Genomic DNA, 21,765 nt, shown 5'->3' with positions numbered 1-21,765 from the left:
AAATGATTGACAAATGTTTCTTTAGAGAGATATGATAGTAGTAATAGAATAAGCAGCGTAGAAAGAAATATAGTAGATTTTATATAATCTTGTTTCAGCGAATTTGGGATAGTGAAAGCCAAATCTAGATAGAAATCGAAAGGCATTCTGGAGCTGTCCAATAAAGATGCTAGTAGTTAAATTACTGGAATTAGGGTGGAACCGCGATGATAAGTCGTCCCTATGTTGATATTTGTCAACATAGGGACGACTTTTTTATTTTATTTTACATTAAACTATTAAAAGGAGTGTTTTGAATGAAAAAAGAACCGTTAACATTTCAAGAGATTATTCTAACCTTACAAAACTACTGGTCAAATAAAGGTTGTTTATTAATGCAATCGTATGATACTGAAAAAGGAGCGGGAACAATGAGTCCTTATACTTTTTTAAGAGCTATTGGACCCGAGCCATGGAATGCAGCATACGTTGAACCGTCAAGACGTCCAGCCGATGGTCGTTACGGAGAAAACCCTAATCGTTTGTTTCAGCATCACCAATTTCAAGTAGTCATGAAACCTTCTCCAGAAAATATTCAAGAACTTTATCTGGATAGTTTAATTTTATTAGGCATTGATCCTTTAAAACATGACATTCGTTTTGTTGAAGATAACTGGGAAAATCCTTCAATGGGATGTGCCGGTTTAGGTTGGGAAGTTTGGCTAGATGGAATGGAAATTACTCAATTCACTTACTTCCAACAAGTTGGTGGTTTAGAATGTCATCCTGTAACCAGTGAAATCACTTATGGACTAGAACGGTTAGCTTCTTATATTCAAGAAGTAGACAGTGTCTATGATATTCAATGGACTAAGGGTGTGAAATATGGTGAAATTTTCATTCAACCTGAATTCGAACATTCTAAATATGCATTCGAGAATAGCAATCAAGACTTATTGCTTCAATTATTTGAAGACTATGAGAAAGAAGCTACGATTCAAATTGAAGCAGGATTGGTCCACCCTGCCTATGATTATGTTTTGAAATGTAGCCATACATTTAATTTATTAGATGCACGTGGAGCTGTTTCAGTTACTGAACGTGCGGGTTATTTATCTCGAATTCGTAAGATGGCACGAGCTATTGCGCTTGCGTTTGTTAATGAACGAGAAAAACTTGGTTATCCGTTGCTCAAAAGTGATTCGAATTCAACTGAGGAGGTAAATTAATATGACTAAAAATTTGTTGTTAGAAATCGGTTTAGAAGAAATACCTGCACATATTGTTTCACCCAGCAGTCAACAATTAGTTCAAAAAATGAAACAATTTCTAGACGATAATAGACTAAGTTATGGGGAAGTTTTAGCTTTCTCTACACCTAGAAGACTAGCTGTTATGGTTAAAGATTTATCTGATAGACAAGTAGATGTTGAAGAATCAGTTAAAGGTCCTGCAAAAAAGATTGCATTAGATGCTGAAGGAAATTGGAGTAAAGCAGCAATGGGATTTGTTCGCGGACAAAAGTTAAGTGTAGAAGAGATTTATTTTAAAGAAATTAATGGTATTGAGTACGTTCATGTGGATAAGTTCATTGAAGGACAAGCAGCAAAATCTATTTTAACTCATTTAGATAAAGTAATCACAGCGATGACTTTCCCAGTAAGTATGAACTGGGCTGACTACCACTTTAATTATATTCGACCAATTCATTGGATTACAGCTATGTTGGATGAAGAGGTTATTCCATTCTCTTTATTGGATATCCATACCTCCAATACTAGTAGGGGGCATCGGTTCTTGGGTAAACAGGTAACATTTTCAACCGCATTAGACTATGAGAATGATTTGGAAAAAGAATTTGTGATTGCAGATAGCAACAAACGTCAAAATATGATTATTTCTCAAATTGAAGATATCTCAAAAGAACACAACTGGAATGTTTCAATCAATCCTGATTTACTAGAAGAAATAAATAATCTAGTTGAGTATCCTACAGCTTTTTATGGTAAGTACAACCCAACTTACTTAGAAATACCCGAAGAAATTTTAATTACTTCTATGAGAGATCATCAAAGATATGTAGATGTTGCTGATCATTCTGGGAATTTGTTACCGTACTTTATTTCAGTTCGAAATGGAAATGCGGAGTTTATCGAAAATGTTGTTAGGGGTAACGAAAAAGTCTTAACTGCACGTTTAGAAGACGGATTATTCTTCTATGAGGAAGATAAAAAACGAACGATTGAAAAATGTGTGGAACAATTAAAACAAGTGACATTCCATGAAAAAATTGGATCTGTTTATGAAAAAATCCAACGTGTTCGCTCTTTTGCAGCAACTATCGGAACAAGTGTTGGTTTAACTGACGATGAAATGATTGGTCTTAATCGTGCAGCAGAAATATATAAATTTGATTTAGTTACCAACGTTGTTGGGGAGTTTCCAGAACTGCAAGGGATAATGGGGGAAAAATATGCATTATTACAAGGAGAATCACCAGCTGTGGCAACAGCAATCCGTGAGCATTATCTACCTATCTCAAGCGATGGCGAGCTGCCTAAAAGTTCAATCGGAGCTGTCTTAGCATTAGCAGATAAACTAGAAAGTATGATGTCCTTCTTTGCTATTGGAAAAATCCCAACAGGATCCAATGATCCTTTTGCATTGAGACGCCAAGCATATGGATTAGTTCGTATTATAGAAAAAGAAAATTGGTTCTTCCCAATAGATACGCTTAGAAAAGATATTCTTAGTACACTAACAGCCGATTCAAAAGAGTTGCTACCAGGTTATGAAAAGACTGGCTCTGAATTAGTTGATTTTATAAAAGCACGACTACAACAATTTATGCGTAATGAAAAAATACGTTATGATATTATTGACGCAGCTTTGCATTCGAATCAAGAAAATCTGATAGATATACTTGAAACAAGTCGTACGTTAGAAAAACACTTAACAGATAGTTCATTTAAACCAACAATAGAATCACTAACGCGTGTTTTAAACTTAGCAAGAAAAAATAATAAGGTTATTGATTTTATAGACCATAAAATTAATGTGTCATTATTTGAAACAGATTCTGAAGCCAATTTAGCTAATCAAGTAGAAAAAATACAAGCTAGTTTTAATGAATTGGAAACAGAAGGAAAATTTAAGGAATTAGAAAGTTTACAGCCTTTCATAGACGATTTCTTTGATGAAAATATGGTAATGACGGGCAATGAAAGTATCCGGAACAATCGATTGTCTTTATTAATGCAGATTGCAAGACTGACGCTTTCTTTTGCAAGTATTGATAAACTAGTTGTTAAATAAAAAAATAAACATTTTTTGCTTTTTTTGCTCTACTAAAGATATCATTTCTTTAGTAGGGTTTTTTATTCAGTCACTCATCATTTTGATAGAAGGAAGAAATAGAGTGAAAATGAAACGTAATTTATGAAGATGTTGAAAAACACGATTATTTCCGAAGTTTAGTTGATTGAATCTGACCGAGAGGTATTTCTAAAGAAAAAGCTCAATACGATCTATGGGAAAAATAAATTGCACCATCTGATAAAATCAGAAAGCATTTGGTTACAATTCCGAAAATTTTGAACAGTTTAAAAATAGTTTTAAAAAAATTATTTAAATGAATTAAAAAGTAATAAAGACAGCAATCATTTTGTCAATTTAATAAAAAAAAGTTAAAAAAAGAACTATTACTTTATTATGTGTAGCAAAAGATAAAAAATATAACCTAACTATAGTGTTAATGGGGTGTCTTGCCTCGAAAGGTGTTAGCGAATAGGAATTTTGAAACCTGAAAGAAAGAGGGGATAGCGTTATGGTAGATTAAGTTCATCAAACTATCAAACCATGTAAATGAAAAGCAACATATTGCGCCTTTCATTTATATGGTTTATTACCTATAATAGATAAAGTAATGGATAAAGGAGGATTTTATGTTAAAACAGTTTTTTAGTTATTATCGCCCTTATAAAAAATTATTCTATCTTGATTTTTGTTGCGCTATTTTAGCAGCATCATTAGAGTTAGCTTTTCCAGTTGTTGTCAATCGTGTAATAAGTGACATGCTACCGACAGAAAATTGGTCATTAATTGTCACAGCATCTCTTTCACTTTTATTTTTATATATGGTAAATACTGTCCTTCAATATGTTGTCGTTTATTTTGGTCATACTCTAGGCGTTAATATTGAAACAGACATGCGTTGCGAACTCTATTCACACCTTCAGCAACAATCTTTTAGCTATTATGATAATAAAAAAACGGGTAAGTTAATGGCACGTTTAACAACAGACTTGTTTGAGATATCTGAAGTTGCTCATCATGGGCCTGAAGATATTTTTATTACTTTAATAACCTTAATTGGGGCTTTTATTTTGATGTTGACGATTCACGTCAAGTTAGCCATAGCAACATTTATCTTGATTCCTTTTATCATGATCGCATTAATATTTTTTAATAAAAAAATGACTCGTGTTAATATAGAAATTTATCGAAATTTAGGAAAGTTTAATGCTGGAATTGAAGCTTCGGTCAGTGGAATTCGAGAAGTTCAAGCTTTTGCTAATGAAAAATTTGAAGCTGGCCGATTCGAACTATTAAACCAAGCATATAGAAAATCAAAAATGCTTTTTTATAAAATGATGGGAATTAGTTCTTCTTATAATTATTTTTTAATCCGATTAATTAATTTGTTCGCTTTATTTTTTGGAGCGTTCTATACAATCAGAGAAGAAATTACTTACGGTGATTTTGTGGCTTTTATATTGCTAGCTAATATCTTTGTCCGCCCAATTGAAAAAGTAAATACAATGATCGAAAGCTACCCAAAAGGGATTGCAGGATTTAAACGCTTCCAAGAAGAACTAGGGAAAAAACCTACTATTCAAGATAAGTTAAATGCTAAAGCTCTTCCTCCAGTCAAAGGAAATATTCAATATAAAGACATTTCATTTTGGTATGATTCAACTAATAAAGTTTTGGATCACATTGATTTATCTATTACTGCAGGAGAAACAATTGCCTTTGTCGGACCAAGTGGAGCAGGAAAGACCACTATTTGTAATTTATTGCCTCGTTTCTACGAAATAAATGAAGGTGAACTTTTAATTGACGGGATAAATATTCAAGATGTGACGATGGAATCGCTGAGAAATCAAATAGGAATTGTTCAACAAGATGTATTCTTATTTCCAGGCAGCCTACGCGAAAATATTTTATACGGTAAATTGGCTGCTAGTGAAGATGAAATAACAGAAGTCGTTCGTTTAGCACACCTAGAACAAGTTATACTAGACTTGCCTGAAGGTTTAGACACGATTATTGGTGAACGTGGAGTTAAGTTATCAGGGGGGCAAAAGCAACGCGTATCCATTGCTCGAATGTTCTTAAAAAATCCACCGATACTAATTTTAGACGAAGCCACTTCAGCATTGGATACCGAAACCGAACAAGCTATTCAAGATTCTTTGAACTCTTTGTCGGTGGGAAGGACAACTCTCATTATCGCGCATCGTTTAGCGACGATTAAACATGCTACTAGGATAATTGTTGTAAATGAAAGAGGCATATCTGAAGAGGGGAGTCATGATGAATTGATGGCCTTAAATGGATCCTATCGGCGATTGTATGAAGCTCAATTTTTAGTCTAATAGAATAAATACGAAACATAAGATGAAAAACGTATTAATAATATTATTAGACTGTTCTTAAATAAATTTAAATAATAACAACTTCAATAATGTCTATGTTGTTGTTTACTAAACTGAAAGGAATGAAGATATGGAGCCTTCTACAAGGAGAAACAACATAGTAGGTACTTTAAAAAAAAACAGAACGCCGATAAGTGCTTCTGTATTAGCGAAAAAATTAAAAGTTAGTCGCCAGATTATTGTTGGCGATATTGCTTTAATTAGAGCTACAGGAATAGATATTACAGCAACACCTAAAGGGTATGTTTTAAATATTGAAGAAAGTCAAGATGAGCGATATATAAGAAAAATTGCTTGTACACATAAAGCTGACGAAACTCAAAAAGAATTATATGCAATAGTGGACAATGGTGGAGAGCTAATTGACGTCATTGTAGAGCATCCCGTCTACGGTGAGTTAAAAGGACAGTTGAATATTGGATCTCGACATGATGCTGACCAATTTCTTCGAAAAATAAATAAATCACAAGCAAACTTATTGTCAGAGTTAACACAAGGTGTTCATTTGCATACAATTGCATGTAAAGATAAAGAAATTTTTGATAGAATCATTCAGCAGCTATCAGTTGAAAACCTGTTGTATCAAGATTAAATAACTGTCTTGACATCTAATTTAATTTCTTTATAATATAATTATGCAGGTGTCTTGACACTTGCGCAATGATATTAAATTGGAGATGTTCAGATGCATACAAAAAACGTTCATAAATTAACAATATCAGCTTTACTTATAGCTATTGGTATTATGATACCAATTATTTCCCCAGTTAAAATTATTTTAGAACCCGCTTCTTTTACCTTAGGAAGCCATGTAGCTATATTTATTGCTCTATTTATTTCTCCAGCTATTGCAGTTTTCGTTGCTTTGGGAACAGCTTTTGGATTTTTGATTAGCGGATTTCCTTTGGTTGTTGCATTAAGAGCGTTGACTCATGTGATATTTGCTATCGTAGGGGCCTTTTGGGTGAAAAACCACCCAGAAATCATTGGTAATCCACTAAAAGCACAATTTTTTTCATTTGTTATTGGTGTGGTTCATGCCGTTGCAGAAGTAGCAGTCGTTTCTTTTTTTTACTTTGGAGGAAATGTAACAGATACGTATTATAATCAAGGATTTTTACAATCTGTTTTTCTAATGGTAGGGATTGGTACCATTATACACAGCATGGTTGATTTCGGAATTGCTTCTATTATTTGGAAATCTTTGAATGCTAGGAAAAGCTTTACGTCTTCGATTATGAAAGTAAAAAACGATTAGGTGTTAATATGTTGTCTACACCTGTTTTATATGATATAATAAAACTTGAATATTTCTGTCTATAGAGAATGGAGAGACTGAGTCGCACTGATTTATTTGGTGCGACTTCTTAGCTACTTACATTGGTAGTCAGAAAGTGCGTTTTATTTGACTAAAGAGGTGAATGGTTTGGCAATGAGGATTCCTGAAGAAACCGTCAATAAAATCAGGCAAGAAACCAATATTACAGATGTTATTAGTCAATACGTACAACTCAAAAAGAAAGGGAAAAACTTTTTTGGCTTTTGTCCTTTCCATGATGAACGAACTCCATCATTTTCTGTGACTGAAGAAAAGCAAATTTTTCATTGCTTTAGTTGTGGTCGCGGAGGAAACGTTTATTCTTTTTTGATGGAGGTTGATGGGTTAACTTTTCCTGAGGCCGTTTTGAAGACAGCTGAACTAAGTCAGATTGAAGTCGACGAAGCATTAGTTAGTGGAGAACAAGCAAAACTGCAAAATAAAGACTCAAAAAAAGACTTTCTTTTTAAAATTCATGAGGAGAGTCTTGAATTGTTCCATCATATTTTGTTACAAACAACTGCAGGTGAAGAAGCTTTAGCATATTTGTTAAAACGAGGATTGACACAAGAAACAATTGAAACGTTTGGTATCGGTTTTGCTCCGCATGAGCGTACATTGTTGCAACAGTATTTAGTTGGCAAAGATTATCCAGAAGAATTGTTAAAAGAATCTGGTTTGTTTATTGAAAAAGAAAATGGAGACTTGCTAGATCGTTTTTCCAATCGAATTATGTTTCCTATTCGTAACCAACAAGGAAAAGTAGTCGGTTTTTCTGGGAGACTGTTTGAAACTTCAGACTTCGAAACAGGGCCTAAATATTTGAATAGTCCTGAAACATATCTTTTCAATAAGCGAAGCGTATTATTTAATTTTGATAAAGCACGACCAGCTGTTCGACGGGAAAAAGAAGTTGTTTTATTTGAAGGTTTTATGGATGTTATTGCTTCTTGGCAAGTGGGTATACAAAATGGTGTAGCCTCAATGGGAACAAGTTTGACGAATGAACAGATTCAGATGCTAGAACGGATAACGGATCAAGTGTTGGTTGCTTACGATGGTGATGATGCCGGGGTTGAGGCTGCTAAACGAGCAGCTGATTTACTGACAGAACAATCAGATTTTGATTTAGCTATTCTATCTTTTCCTGACGGTATGGATCCGGATGATTTTATTAACGAAAAAGGTGCGTCCGTATTTAAAGAGCTTATTTCTCACGGAAGAGATACCTTGTTTAGTTTTAAAATGGACTATTATCGTCGTGATGTGAACTTAAAGAACGAAAGCGAGCGACTTGGGTACATTGAGAAAATATTAACCGAAATGTTGACAATCACATCTGCAGTCGAACGAGAAATGTACTTGAAACAATTAGCTGTTGAATTTGATATTTCTATTGATTCTTTGAACGAACAGTTTCAGTTACGCTTTTATGAGCAACAAAAAAAACGTTCTAAAGAACCCAAAAAGAACACACCTAGTCCAGACGTACGTTCAACGACTTTTCCTCAAGTTCATAATCAAAGAGGGAAATTAGACTCTGTTGAACGAGCTGAACAATTATTACTCAATCGATTGTTTCATTTTGAAGAAGTTAGGATTCAAATTAAAAATTTGTCAGAAGAGTTCTATTTTGTTCATGATGATTACCAAATGCTGTATTTGTATTATGAAAATTTTCAAGAACATGCGCAATATACTCTGTCAGATACTTCAATTGAGGCTTTTATCGATTTTGTAAAAGAAACTCAATTAAAAAATAAAATAGTTGAAATTGAGTTTCAATCTCTTGGTGTTGAGATTACTCCACAAGAAATTAAAGACTACATTGATGTTATTTCAAGAAAATCATTATTAGAATCTCAATTGAAACAAACGAAAGACGCAATGACCGAGGCTGCTAAAAAAGGTGATCAAGCTCAATTAAGAATATTAATGATTGAGATTGTCGATCTGTCCCGCTTATTAAAAAATGGGTAGCGTTAAAAAAAAGTGAGATTGAAAAAGGGGAGGCATTTTTTTATGGCTGAAGAAAAAAAAGTAATAACATTATCTTACAAAGATGCAGTAAAGACAGTAATTAAAGAATACAAACCTAGTGGAACGATTCATTATGATGATTTAACCAATAAATTGGCTACTCCTTATACATTAGACGCCGATAAAATGGATGCACTTATTCAACAAGTAGAAGATAGCGGAATTGGTGTTGTGGGAGATGATGGTGGTCCAACTGTTCGTCAAATGTTAGCTAAAGAGCGAAAAGGACAAGCTGAGAAACCAGAAGATCTAACGGCTCCTCCAGGCGTAAAAATTAACGATCCTGTCCGTATGTATTTGAAAGAAATTGGCCGAGTTAATTTATTAACTGCTGCAGAAGAAGTTATGCTGGCTAAAAAAATTGAAGCTGGCGATCAAGAAGCAAAGCAACGATTAGCAGAAGCTAACTTACGTTTAGTTGTTAGTATTGCTAAACGTTACGTAGGACGCGGAATGCAATTTTTAGATCTTATCCAAGAAGGTAATATGGGGTTAATGAAAGCTGTAGAAAAATTTGATTATACCAAAGGATTTAAGTTTTCAACTTATGCTACTTGGTGGATTCGCCAAGCGATTACACGTGCTATTGCTGACCAAGCGCGTACTATTCGTATTCCCGTGCATATGGTTGAAACCATCAATAAATTGATTCGCATTCAACGCCAATTGTTGCAAGATTTAGGAAGAGAACCTACACCTGAAGAAATCGGTGCAGAAATGGATCTCCCAACTGAAAAAGTACGCGAAATCTTAAAAATTGCTCAAGAACCCGTTTCATTAGAAACCCCAATTGGTGAAGAAGATGACTCTCACTTAGGAGATTTTATTGAAGATCATGATGCAACAAGCCCGGCAGAAAATGCAGCATATGAACTGTTGAAAGAACAACTTGAAGATGTGTTAGATACATTAACGGATCGAGAGGAAAATGTTTTACGTTTACGTTTTGGTCTTGATGATGGTCGGACAAGAACTTTGGAAGAAGTTGGTAAAGTATTCGGTGTAACTCGCGAACGTATTCGTCAGATAGAAGCCAAAGCTTTACGTAAATTACGCCATCCAAGCCGTTCAAAACAGTTAAAAGATTTCTTAGAATAAACTAAATATTCGTAAAAAACCAAGCAGGTGAATTTTCCGTTTGCTTGGTTTTTTGTTTGAACATATTAAAGCACGATTTAAAAAAAACTGTTATAATAATAAAGTAGGATAGTTTGAGAGGATGAGAATACATGTTATCATTTGAAGAAAAAAAAGCTCTATTTGATGAGTATAAAGAGTTAACCGCAGCACCTGTTTCATTGAACAGAATCAACTATCATTTTGAAAGTAGCGCAGTTGACAAAACGGTAGTCGTTCGTTTTCTCCATCAAAATGGGAATGCGCTCATTTATGCAGGGTATTTACCTAAAGAAGAAACAAGTAAAGGATACATTTCAGTACTAGATGCTGATGAACAAGAAATAAGGAGATTGCTTGATAAAGCTTTAGCTTTTTTGAAAAAAACAAGTGACGGATATGAAGAAGGTTACTCCGAGTTGTGGTTTGACCAAAACGGAGATGTATTGCGTTTGATATATGATAACCCTATGTGGTCGGTTAATTTGCCCGATGGTAAAATGGAAGCCATTTTCAAAACAAAAGAAGCAGCTGAAGGCTATTTATTAGATGAAAGTTTCTTTAAAAATTAATTTTATAATGAAAGAAGTGACAGGAAATTAATGAAGATAAAACAATTATCATTACGCTTAGAAAGAGCAGCTAGTTATGTACCTGAAGGTTCAAGACTAGCCGATATTGGATCAGACCATGCGTATCTACCTTGTGTCCTTGCGACGGAGGGTAAGATTGAGTTTGCTGTTGCTGGTGAGATTATTGAAGGACCGTTTCAGATTGCCGAAAATCAGGTGAAACGTTTAAACTTACAAAATGAAGTATTTGTTCGATTAGGAGATGGACTAGAAGTAATTACACCTGATGCTGATCAGATTTCCGTTGTTACAATTTGTGGTATGGGTGGAGTTTTAATCGCGACCATTTTAGATGAAGGTTATCAAATGGGGAAATTAACAGGTAAAGAAAGACTCGTTTTGCAGCCAAATAAAGATGAGGCCGAATTAAGAATGTGGCTGATTGAACACAACTATCAAGTTATTGCAGAAGAATTAGTCGAAGAAAATAAAAAAATATATGAAATCATAATCGCTGAAAAGTCTAATAAACTAAACGTTCCCTTTTTGGGGGAGGATATTGCATTTGGTTTTTTCTTAAGAGAAGAAAGGTCTCCATTATTTATAAAAAAATGGATGATTGAATTAGCAAAGAACGAACAGATATTAGCTGATTTAACTAAATCTTCTACAGATCAGTCTGATAAAATATATGATTTTAAGAACAAAATTGATGCTATTAAGGAGTTGTTAAAGTGAAAGACATCTTAGGGTATGATCTGATTCGAAAATTTGAAGAATTTGCACCCACATACTTAGCTGAAGAGGGAGATCCCGTTGGATTAGCCATTGGAACCTTAAATAAACCAATAAAAAAAGTGCTTGTAACTTTAGATGTTCGCCCTGAAGTTGTACAAGAAGCTATTTCAAAAAAAGTGGACTTAATCTTCGCCCATCATCCACCCATTTTTCGGCCTGCAAAAAATCTCATAACGGATGATCCACAAATCAATATGTATGCCAATCTATTAAAAAATAATATCTCAGTTTATGCTGCCCATACAAATCTTGATGTAGCAACGAATGGTATGAACGCCTGGTTAGCAAAAGCAATTGGGATTACGGATACTGAAATTATGACCGTTACAAAAAAAGAAAAATATAAAAAATTGGTTGTGTTTGTTCCACTAGCTAATGAAGATAGCATGATTAAAGCACTGACTCAAGCAGGTGCCGGGGAAGTGGGCCCTAACTACAAGGACTGTACTTATGTTGTTGAAGGAACTGGAAGTTTTACTCCGGTTAATCAAGCACATCCACATATCGGACAAATAGATCAAATTGAAAAAGTTCAAGAGGCGCGTATTGAAGTCATGTTCCCAGAAAGATTAACTTCTGAAGTTGAAAAAGCACTTTTTTTTACCCATCCTTATGAAGAACCGGTCTACGATATTTATACGATAGAAAATTACCTAGACGAATATGGGTTAGGACGCGTTGGTAATCTAGAGGCCCCAATTTCTGTAGAGGAATTTGCAATAAAAATAAAATCTGTTTTTGGTGTAACTGGCTTACGGTATATAACAAATGATCCCTCTCAAATGATTCAACGGGTAGCTATTTGTGGTGGCGATGCTGGGAAATTTTACCCAGATGCTGTAAAAAAAGGCGCAGAGGTTTACATTACAGGAGACGTTTATTATCATGTTGGCCATGATATGCTCGCTTCCGGGCTGACTGTCATTGATCCTGGGCATCATATTGAAAGTATTTGTAAAACAGAACTTGTGGGTCTGTTTACCACTTGGAGTAAAGAACTGAATTGGGATCTAGACGTTAGTTCATCAACATTAAATACCGATCCTTATCGTTTTATCTGATTCATCTTTTAAAAGATGAAGTAGAATGATTAAAATTTGAGTATTAAAAAAGGAGTTTTTTTATGTATAAAAATTTAGTTCCTCGCTTTGTTCGATATGTTCAAACGGAGACACGTTCTGATGAATCAAGTACAACGATTCCATCAACACTCTCACAAGTAACATTTGCTAAAACGCTGATGGCTGAATTGACTACCATTGGTTTGAATGATATTTCTTACAATGAAAATAATGGCTATGTAACAGCTACATTACCAGCAAACACTGATGAGGACGTTCCAACAATTGGTTTCATTGCACATATGGATACAGCTGACTTTAATTCCAAAAATATTCATCCACAGTTTCATGAAAATTATGATGGAACTACAATTATTTTAAATGAAGAAAAAAATGTTGTGTTATCACCCAAGGATTTTCCTAATTTAAAAAATTATATTGGAAAAACGTTAATTACTACAGATGGCTCTACTTTATTGGGTGCTGATGATAAAGCTGGTATTGCTGAAATTATGACAGCGATGGAAATTTTAATTGCTGACCCAACGATTAAGCATGGTACTGTTCGAATTGCTTTTGGTCCTGATGAGGAAATTGGAATCGGCGCCAATCTTTTTGATGTAGCAAATTTTAATGCCGATTTTGCTTATACAATGGATGGTGGACCGGTCGGGGAATTAGAATACGAAAGTTTTAATGCTGCTTCAGCAATTGTAAACATTCAAGGTAAAAATGTTCACCCTGGAACAGCAAAAGATACGATGGTTAATGCATTAAAAATCGCATTAGATTTTGATGCTGCTTTACCTCAAAATGACGTTCCTGAAAAAACAAGTGGCAGAGAAGGTTTTTTCCATTTATTAGGTATGACTGGAGAAGTAGAAGAGGCTCGAATGGACTATATTATTCGTGATCATGACCGTGCTAAATTTGAAGAACGTAAAGCCTTCATTCAACACGTCGCAAAAGAATTAAATGAACAACTCGGAGTTGAACGCATTTTTGTTGAGTTAAAAGATTCTTATTACAATATGGGCGAAATCATCAAAAAAAATATGACAGTCGTTGATCTAGCCGAACAAGCGATGAAAAATCTGGGTATCAAGCCAATTATTGAACCCATTAGAGGTGGGACGGATGGTTCCAAAATTTCATTTATGGGATTGCCAACCCCAAACATATTCGCAGGTGGAGAAAACTTTCATGGTCGTTATGAATTCGTTGCAGTAGAAAGTATGCAGAGAGCTACAGATGTCATTGTTGAAATTGTTTCTTTAAATGCAAAAAACAAAAACTAATGGTAACTTATTTAGTAGCTTATATCGTTGCTTTAAATGGCTGGCTATTTATTTTGATGGGACTCGATAAGAAGAAAGCTCGACAACACAAATGGCGAATTCCTGAAAAAAGATTATTGACACTCGGACTGGTTGGCGGAGGTTTAGGTGGTCTACTTGGCATGTATCTGTTTAGACATAAGACCAGAGAACTTAAGTTTAAAATAACCTATTCTTTTGGAATAATCGTGATGCTTAGTATTATTCTTTACTTTTTAGTTTTTGACTAATCTATTAAATCGCACGTTTTATTTAATCCATCATAGACACTTCAAAATTAGATTTAAAAACCTAACTTTTGAAGTGTTTTTGTTATACTTAGTTATGCAGCGGAGGTTAATTGGACACGCTAATAAGACTATCTCTTAGATTAGAGATATAAAAAATAGTAGATGAGGTGAATGTTATATGGGGTTGCAGTTTATATTAGGCCGAGCTAACCGTGATAAAAGAGGCTTTATGCTAGATGAAATCGCTAATATACTTGCCACAAATAAACAAGCGAAGGTATTTTACTTAGTTCCCGATCATATTAAATTTGAGGCTGAAATGACCGTACTCGAAAAAATTGGAGAACTTCCGCCATTTAACGAAAATAAGATGATGGGTATGATGAATCTTCAAGTCTTTAGTTTTAATCGCTTAGCGTGGTATTGGCTTCAAGATACCGATACGTTTATCAAACCACAACTAACGACTTCGGGATTATCTATGCTTGTCCGTAAATTATTAATTGATTATGAAGAGCAACTGGTTATTTATCGTGGGGAAGTGCGGAAAACCGGTTTTGTTCAACAACTAACGGATTTATTTTTAGAATTAAGAACAGGTCGAATCACACAAGATGACTTAGTTGTGTTGGTTAACAGCTTAGGGTCCAGCCCGCAAGAGGTTGATTTCCAATTAAAATTAAAAGATATCTCATTATTGTATCAAGCCTTTGATGCCTCTTTGGCAGGGAAATATATTGAAACAGAGGATATTTTAACAGCGTTAATTGAAAAATTACGTAAAATGGATCTTTCGGATACAACTATTTATATTGAAAGTTATTTTCGCTTTACTGCTCAAGAACAAGCTTTAATTCTAGCTTTAATGCAGTCAGCTAAAAAAGTTACCATTTCTTTAACATTAGATAAAGGCTATCCAAGCGAGAAACCTGAAATGCATGAATTATTTCAAGCAGCTGGCGAAACCTATTACAAATTATATCAACTTGCTCGTATTGAAAATATACCAGTTGCTCCTGATCGAATCATTCAACAAATTAATGCTTCATATTGTGAAGAATTGAATCAATTAGAAGACTTTTGGGTTGAAACAAATAAATTAACTCCAATTGACTTTAGCAATAGAAAACAACAAATTCCAATGGATGATTGCATTGAAGTATGGGCAGCTGAAGATAAACAAGCCGAAGTAACACATGTAGCAAAAGAAGTCAGAAAAATGATAAAAAGTGAAAAATATCGGTACAAAGATATTTTAATCTTAACTCGAAATACTAACGATTATTTAACGATTCTAGGTCCAATTTTTGCGGAAAATGGTATTGAAACCTTTATCGATAGTGCAGATTTAATGAACCAACATCCATTAGTTGAGTTTATTGATGCTTTATTGACGATTAAACGTAAAAATTGGCGTTATGCAGATGTCATGCGCTTATTGCGGACAGAGTTATTTGTTCCTGAATTAACAGCTGAACTGCCTGTTGAAAGAAAGTCTCGAATCCAATCCATTCAAAATCACGTTAACGATTTTCGTGATAAGATTGACGTTACAGAAAATGTTGTATTGGCATATGGCTATGAAGGATTCCATTGGACGATGAAAGATCCATGGCATTATACTAAATTTTATTATGATGACACAGATTTCCAGTCAGACTCCGATCAGTTAATTGAGCAAACGGCTAATCAAGTTAGGTTTTTATTAAAAGATGCTTTATTGCCTTTTTTCACTCAACTTGAAAAAGCTAAAACGGGTGCTGAAGCTGCAAAAATAATGTATCTTTTTTTGGAAAAAATCGGAGTGGATACACAATTAACTTTTTGGAGAGATCAAGCTATTGAAAGCAATGAGTTAGAAACGGCTAAAAAGCATGAACAGATTTGGTCGGTTCTTCTACAACTGTTAGATGAATACGTAGAAGTCTTAGGAGAAGAAAACTTTGAAATGGAAAGTTTCCAAGCTATTTTATCTGCTGGTTTTGAAAATGCATCCTATAGTATTGTGCCGCCTAATATTGATCAAGTTATTTTTTCTGGTCTTGAAGGGACACGTATAGGCACAGCGAAGGTAACCTTTTTACTAGGTATGACAGATATTCATTTGCCTGCTAAAAATGAAAATAAAAGTATGTTAACAAATGAAGATCGGTCTTTTTTTGCTGAATTTTTAGTATCCGGAAAATATCTAAAACCATCATCGGAAGTTTTGATGGCATCTGAACCATTTATTGCCTACAATGCTTTTTTAGATTCTTCAGAAAAACTTATTTTCTCTTATCCGCTTAGCAGTGATTCCAAAGAAGGTTCAAAAATTTCCCCTTATGTGGAACGCATAGTAAAAGGGTTCGCTCTTCCGATTCAATTCAAAGTTGGAGAAGTCATTTCGTTAGAAAATCCTACCTTTAAGGAAACGTTAAGTTTTGTAGGGACGAAACAAAGTACAATGAGCCAGCTTTTATTGGTTCTCCGTAAAGAACAAGATCAAAAAGGACAATTGTCGCCATTTTGGACAGGTATTTACCGTTATTTTAAACGAGACAAAAACTTAACAACTGTTTTTCATCACTTGTTGAATAGCTTAGTAAAGAAAAATATCCCACATCCTTTAAAAAGTCAGATAGCCACAAGTTTATACGGAAAAGATTTGTATTTATCGGTGTCTCGCTTAGAAACTTTTTATGCTGATCCATATAATCATTTTTTACAATATGGACTTAGATTAAAAGAACGTGAGAGATTTGGGCTATCTCCAGCAGGAACTGGGGAATTCTTTCATGATGCATTAGATCAGTTATTTAAATCCCTGTTAACCCGAGATTTGACGCTGTCCGAGTTGAATACTCAAACCGTTGAACTTATTACAGATGAAGTTCTTGCCGTTATGTTTAAAAAACCAAAATTCTCAATTCTATCGGCTTCTAACCGTATGAAGTTCATCCGCAGTCAATTAAGCCAAACCGTTAAAAAGATGGCGTGGGCTCTTGGTAATCAGAGCAGGAGAACGAATACGAAGACTGTTCAAACAGAAGTACTCTTTGGTCAGCTAGCAAACCAAAAAGGTGTTGAAGGTCTATCTTTTCCTTTGAAAAATGGGGGGCAATTATTCATACGCGGTAAAATTGATCGTGTTGATTCGTTAGTACTAGAAGATCAACATTATTTAAGTGTTGTGGATTATAAATCAAGTGCACATACCTTTAATTATTTTGATGCTTATTATGGCTTAGCAATGCAGATGATTACCTACTTGGATACTGCTTTGTTAAATGCCAATGAGTTAATTGGCCACTCAGCTAAACCAGCAGGAGCATTTTATGTTCATGTAAAAAATCCCTTTATCAAAGATACTCAAATAAAAAATGAAGAATCCATCACAACAGAATTGCTAAAAGAATTTAAATTAGATGGCCTTCTGTTGGAAGAAGAAGAATTACTACTAGCTCTTGACCATACGATTGAACCTACCGCTGCTTCATTAGTGTACCCGTTTAAACAACTTAAAAATGAATCGTTGAAATCGAGTAAGTTTGTTACACTCGAAGAAATGGCTGCTTTAAGAATGCACAATCAAAAACTAATTTTAGAGGCTGGAAATGCAATTATAGAGGGTGTAACAACACTGAACCCATTTTATGAAAAAAGACAACATATTTCTACTGTAAACGGCGAATTTAGGGCAGTTTCTCAGTTTGATAATATGCTACCAGAAAATAATTATCGACGAGAAGAGAAACGGACACGCGAAGATATTCTTAGAATGATTTTAGAAGAAAAGGAGGGGAATGAATGAGTCAATTGCCAATTAAACCGTTAAATAGCCGATTTACAGATGGTCAATGGCAGTCTATTTATGAATCTGGTCATAACATTCTAGTCTCTGCCTCAGCTGGTTCAGGTAAGACAACTGTTTTGGTACAACGAGTGATTGAAAAAATTAAAGCTGGTGTTAACGTAGATGACTTATTGATTGTCACCTACACAGAAGCTGCTGCCAGAGAAATGAAAGAACGAATAAAAACGGCTATTCAACAAGCTATAACTAGCGAAAGTAATCCTGAACAAAAGCAACACTTAGTTAGACAGATGTCTCTCTTAACTCAAGCATCTATCAGCACACTGCATGCTTTTTGTTTACAAGTCATTCGTCGTTATTATTTTTTAATTGACTTGGATCCGATTTTTAGATTACTGACAGATGAAACAGAAATTATTTTACTAAAAGAAGCCGTGTGGGAAGAGGTTAGAGAATCTCTTTATGGGTCTGAAACAAATTCGTTCCATGATTTAGCACGTGCTTATTCTAATGACCGTAGCGATGTTGGGTTGACCGATCTTATCTTTTCACTTTATGAATTTTCTAGAGCTAATCCCGATCCGGCTTATTGGTTGGATCACCTTTATGACCTATATGAAAACGAGCTTGAATCTTTTTCAAAAGGAACGTTATTTCAAAAATTATTGAAACCTCAAATGTCTGATATCTTAATTAGTTTAAATGAATTAGACATAACTGCTGCTGAAATTGGGGATGGTGCTGAGGAGTTAGCGAAACAAACGGAAATAGTTGCTAGCGAAGCAGCACATTTTGCAGAGGTATTCAAGCTTATTCAAGCTGATGCCTATCAAGATGCATACCAGTTAGTACAATCGTTTGAATTCATTCGTTGGAAACCGGTTAAAAAATCAGTAGAGGATAGCTTGATAGAAGCGGGCAGCGAAATGAAAGTATTTAGGGATCAAGCAAAGACTCGTTATGGGGAAATGAAAGAGGCTTATTTTAATACACCATTAGAAAAACAAATTGATATGATGTCAAAAGCTATTCCACTTGTTCAAGAAATGGCTCGTGTAACAAAAATTTTTACACAAGCCTACCGTGAAAGAAAAAATGAACGGAATTTATTAGACTTTAACGATCTAGAACACCTTACTTTGCAAATTCTAGCTAAAAATGAAGAACAGAAGTGGACGCCGACAGAGGCTTCTATCCACTACAGAGAAAAGTTTAAAGAAGTGATGATTGACGAATACCAAGATATCAATCAGCTTCAGGAAAATATTATGTATTGGTTAACGCAAGATAACACAAAAGACGGAAATCTCTTTATGGTGGGAGACGTAAAACAATCTATCTATTCCTTTAGATTGGCTGACCCTGGGTTGTTTTTAGAAAAATACGAACAATATGGCGAAAGAAACGGGGGGGAGCGAATCATTTTAGCTGAAAATTTTCGCTCTCGTGGTGAAATTTTACAATTTACGAATTTAATTTTTGAACAAATTATGGATAAATCAGTTGGTCAAATGGATTATAATGAACCAGCTAAATTGATTCAAGGATTCAATGATTTTCCTGAAACAAATCAGCATGCAACAGAGATACTCATTTATGAAAAAGGAAAAGAAACCACTGATGAAGATTCGGATGAAGAATCATTAGATTATGATATGCAAATCGAAGATAAGACACAAGGAGAACTATTAATGGTGGGGCAAAAAATTCAGCAATTGATTCAAGAAGAATTCCCCATTTATGATAAAAAACTGAAATGCAATCGTCCTATTAAATACCAAGATATTGTATTGCTGACGCCTACTAAGAAAAATAATTTGGTTTTACTAGAAATATTTAATCGTCTGTCTATTCCATTGCATGTTAATGATACACAAAATTATTTTCAGACTACAGAGATTACGATTATGATGTCTTTGCTTAAAATTATTGATAATCCTTATCAAGATATTCCTTTAGCCGCTGTTTTGCGCTCACCAATTGTTGGACTAAATGAAAATGAATTGGCTTCTATTCGGATTAGTCAAAAAACGGGGGACTATTACGAAGCGCTTAATCAATTTTATGCCTCTTATCCTGGAGAAGATAAAGCTAGCGCTTTTACAACTGCGTTATTTCATAAAATAGATTTATTTTTAACGCATTTAAAAAAATGGAGAGAAGAAGCTAGAAGAGAGCATTTAGTGGGGTTAATCTGGTCAATTTATAAAGACACTCATTTCCTTGATTATGTAGGCGGCATGAGTTCTGGACGACAACGTAAGGCAAATCTTCATGCCTTATACGAAAGAGCGGCTAGCTATGAACAAACTAGTTTTAAAGGACTCTTTCAATTTGTTCGATTTATTGAAAAAATGCAAGAAAAAGATAAAGATTTAGCTGAACCAAAAGCTATCGCAGCAGATGAAGATGCGGTACGTGTGATGACGATTCATGCAAGTAAAGGATTAGAATTTCCCGTTGTATTTGTGTTGGATTTGACGAAGCAATTTAATTTGCAAGATATTAGAAAAAGTTATTTATTTAATGAGGTGTACGGAGTTGGAACAGAATATAAAGATCAAGAAAGCCACATTCGGTATCCCTCATTACCTGGTATCGCTTTGAAGGTTGAGCGAAAAGCTAAGCTGTTATCAGAAGAAATGCGGAAATTATATGTAGCTCTAACACGTGCAGAGGAAAAATTATTTTTAATTGGTTCTTATAAAGATGAAGAATCTGCCTACAAAGAGTGGGGAATAATAGGTGGTCATCAACCAACTGTTTTGCCTAGCGATATTCGCCTAACAGCAACTAGCTTAATGAAGTGGGTTGGACTCTCATTAATGAGACATTCAGATGGAGAAAATGACTTTCTTTCCATAACAGCTAATAACGTTTACGTTAAAAATCATCCAGCTAAATTTTCGATTCATTTTTATGATGAAAGTATGATTCAGGAACAAATGATCCAAGAAGACCTTGAGATAGATGAAAAGTGGGTTGAAAAACTAGATGCTTCTGTTTCAAAAAATAAACTAGTTATAGAGGAACAAGAACTATTGGATGAAGCAGTAGCTTTGATGGATTACTCTTATCGCTATGAAAGGTCTACTCATACAACTAGTTATCAATCTGTCTCAGAAATAAAACGATTATTTGAAGAACCTGCTGATGAGCTGATGGTAAAAATAGACGTTAATCAGCCACGAAATCAAAATCGTTACGTGGAAGACAAGTTGCTGCGTCCTAGATTTATGGCAGAAATGAGCGCCCCGACAAATGCGGAAATTGGAACGGCAACACATTTAGTGATGCAATCTATTAATCTCTTTGCTCCTGTTACAGCTAGTTCCATTACTGAATTAATAATGAACTTAGCTGATCGTGGAATGATGCAATCGGAAGTAGCTGAAAAAATAGAAAGTGATAAAATTATTCACTTTTTTGAAAGTCAATTGGGACAATTATTATTAACTTATCCTCAACAAGTTAAAAGAGAAGCACCTTTTTCGTTATTAATAAAAGCTGACAGAATATTCACAGATTTAGACCCTGATGCTGAAGATAATGTTTTGATTCATGGGATTATTGATGGGTATTTAGAATATGAGAATGAACTTATTCTTTTTGACTATAAAACAGATCAAGTTGCTCACTATGGGCCTACTGCCGGCGAAAAAATGTTAGAAAAATATAAAGGTCAAATGAATTTGTATCGAAATGCCTTAGAACTTATCTTAAATAAACCAGTTACACAAGCTTACCTGTGTTTGCTAGCTAACAATGAATTGGTTTCAGTACCTTAGCCTAAAAAGA

General features: G+C 34.5%; 14 protein-coding genes. All 14 read left to right on the top strand.

Going from position 1 to position 21,765, the window contains the following annotated elements; all coding sequences use genetic code 11:
* Positions 1 to 296: 296 nt before the first annotated feature.
* The 14 genes from glyQ (at position 297) to addA (ending at position 21,755) form a co-directional block, all read left to right on the top strand.
* Positions 297 to 1,208 carry a glycine--tRNA ligase subunit alpha gene (gene glyQ, locus BR44_RS02000; RefSeq protein ID WP_034550170.1) on the top strand — a complete coding sequence of 304 codons (912 nt, stop codon included), beginning with the start codon at positions 297 to 299 and terminating at the stop codon, positions 1,206 to 1,208.
* Between the two features lies 1 nt (position 1,209).
* Complete coding sequence (glyS, locus tag BR44_RS01995; protein ID WP_034550169.1) at positions 1,210 to 3,294, top strand: glycine--tRNA ligase subunit beta; 2,085 nt, start codon at positions 1,210 to 1,212, stop codon at positions 3,292 to 3,294.
* A 629-nt stretch (positions 3,295 to 3,923) separates the two neighbouring features.
* Complete coding sequence (locus BR44_RS01990; RefSeq protein ID WP_034550168.1) at positions 3,924 to 5,639, top strand: ABC transporter ATP-binding protein; 1,716 nt, start codon at positions 3,924 to 3,926, stop codon at positions 5,637 to 5,639.
* Between the two features lie 130 nt (positions 5,640 to 5,769).
* Positions 5,770 to 6,291, top strand: a complete 522-nt coding sequence (locus BR44_RS01985) for a transcription repressor NadR (protein WP_034550167.1) — start codon at positions 5,770 to 5,772, stop codon at positions 6,289 to 6,291.
* A gap of 93 nt (positions 6,292 to 6,384) precedes the next feature.
* Positions 6,385 to 6,957: a hypothetical protein gene (locus BR44_RS01980; RefSeq protein WP_034550166.1), complete on the top strand. Its 573-nt coding sequence runs from the start codon at positions 6,385 to 6,387 to the stop codon at positions 6,955 to 6,957.
* Between the two features lie 174 nt (positions 6,958 to 7,131).
* Positions 7,132 to 8,997, top strand: coding sequence for a DNA primase (gene dnaG / locus BR44_RS01975; protein ID WP_245592980.1), 1,866 nt, complete (start codon positions 7,132 to 7,134; stop codon positions 8,995 to 8,997).
* Between the two features lie 42 nt (positions 8,998 to 9,039).
* Positions 9,040 to 10,155 (top strand): RNA polymerase sigma factor RpoD, encoded by a 1,116-nt coding sequence (gene rpoD / locus BR44_RS01970; RefSeq protein WP_034550164.1) that lies wholly within the window; start codon positions 9,040 to 9,042, stop codon positions 10,153 to 10,155.
* Between the two features lie 131 nt (positions 10,156 to 10,286).
* Entirely contained in the window at positions 10,287 to 10,745 is a 459-nt protein-coding gene (locus BR44_RS01965; protein ID WP_034550162.1) for a hypothetical protein, read from the top strand.
* A gap of 30 nt (positions 10,746 to 10,775) precedes the next feature.
* Positions 10,776 to 11,483 (top strand): tRNA (adenine(22)-N(1))-methyltransferase, encoded by a 708-nt coding sequence (locus tag BR44_RS01960; RefSeq protein WP_034550161.1) that lies wholly within the window; start codon positions 10,776 to 10,778, stop codon positions 11,481 to 11,483.
* The gene (locus tag BR44_RS01955; RefSeq protein ID WP_051912462.1) at positions 11,480 to 12,604 is read left to right on the top strand and encodes a Nif3-like dinuclear metal center hexameric protein; all 1,125 of its coding nucleotides are present in this window, start codon (positions 11,480 to 11,482) and stop codon (positions 12,602 to 12,604) included. Before BR44_RS01960 ends, BR44_RS01955 begins: the two co-directional genes overlap by 4 nt.
* Positions 12,605 to 12,666: 62 nt before the next feature.
* Entirely contained in the window at positions 12,667 to 13,902 is a 1,236-nt protein-coding gene (pepT, locus tag BR44_RS01950) for a peptidase T (RefSeq protein WP_034550159.1), read from the top strand.
* Positions 13,902 to 14,171 carry a DUF1294 domain-containing protein gene (locus BR44_RS01945; protein ID WP_034550158.1) on the top strand — a complete coding sequence of 90 codons (270 nt, stop codon included), beginning with the start codon at positions 13,902 to 13,904 and terminating at the stop codon, positions 14,169 to 14,171. The genes pepT and BR44_RS01945 overlap by 1 nt, the downstream gene beginning before the upstream one ends.
* 178 nt (positions 14,172 to 14,349) lie before the next feature.
* Positions 14,350 to 17,964, top strand: coding sequence for a PD-(D/E)XK nuclease family protein (locus BR44_RS01940; protein WP_034550155.1), 3,615 nt, complete (start codon positions 14,350 to 14,352; stop codon positions 17,962 to 17,964).
* Entirely contained in the window at positions 17,961 to 21,755 is a 3,795-nt protein-coding gene (gene addA, locus BR44_RS01935; protein ID WP_034550152.1) for a helicase-exonuclease AddAB subunit AddA, read from the top strand. The genes BR44_RS01940 and addA overlap by 4 nt, the downstream gene beginning before the upstream one ends.
* Positions 21,756 to 21,765: the final 10 nt, after the last annotated feature.

It is taken from the genome of Carnobacterium funditum DSM 5970 (assembly GCF_000744185.1).
In the GTDB taxonomy this organism is placed as follows: Bacteria; Bacillota; Bacilli; order Lactobacillales; family Carnobacteriaceae; genus Carnobacterium_A; species Carnobacterium_A funditum.
The sequence above is the reverse complement of the archived record's forward strand: the minus strand, read 5'-3'. Positions and strand labels throughout refer to the sequence as shown.

Bases quoted from the DNA above. Each gene is read 5' to 3' on its own strand.
- glyS (WP_034550169.1), top strand. From the start codon at position 1,210: ATGACTAAAAATTTGTTGTTAGAAATCGGTTTAGAAGAAATACCTGCA.
- BR44_RS01965 (WP_034550162.1), top strand. From the start codon at position 10,287: ATGTTATCATTTGAAGAAAAAAAAGCTCTATTTGATGAGTATAAAGAG.
- BR44_RS01940 (WP_034550155.1), top strand. From the start codon at position 14,350: ATGGGGTTGCAGTTTATATTAGGCCGAGCTAACCGTGATAAAAGAGGC.
- BR44_RS01990 (WP_034550168.1), top strand. From the start codon at position 3,924: ATGTTAAAACAGTTTTTTAGTTATTATCGCCCTTATAAAAAATTATTC.
- BR44_RS01985 (WP_034550167.1), top strand. From the start codon at position 5,770: ATGGAGCCTTCTACAAGGAGAAACAACATAGTAGGTACTTTAAAAAAA.
- addA (WP_034550152.1), top strand. From the start codon at position 17,961: ATGAGTCAATTGCCAATTAAACCGTTAAATAGCCGATTTACAGATGGT.
- dnaG (WP_245592980.1), top strand. From the start codon at position 7,132: ATGAGGATTCCTGAAGAAACCGTCAATAAAATCAGGCAAGAAACCAAT.
- BR44_RS01960 (WP_034550161.1), top strand. From the start codon at position 10,776: ATGAAGATAAAACAATTATCATTACGCTTAGAAAGAGCAGCTAGTTAT.
- rpoD (WP_034550164.1), top strand. From the start codon at position 9,040: ATGGCTGAAGAAAAAAAAGTAATAACATTATCTTACAAAGATGCAGTA.
- pepT (WP_034550159.1), top strand. From the start codon at position 12,667: ATGTATAAAAATTTAGTTCCTCGCTTTGTTCGATATGTTCAAACGGAG.
- BR44_RS01945 (WP_034550158.1), top strand. From the start codon at position 13,902: ATGGTAACTTATTTAGTAGCTTATATCGTTGCTTTAAATGGCTGGCTA.
- BR44_RS01980 (WP_034550166.1), top strand. From the start codon at position 6,385: ATGCATACAAAAAACGTTCATAAATTAACAATATCAGCTTTACTTATA.
- glyQ (WP_034550170.1), top strand. From the start codon at position 297: ATGAAAAAAGAACCGTTAACATTTCAAGAGATTATTCTAACCTTACAA.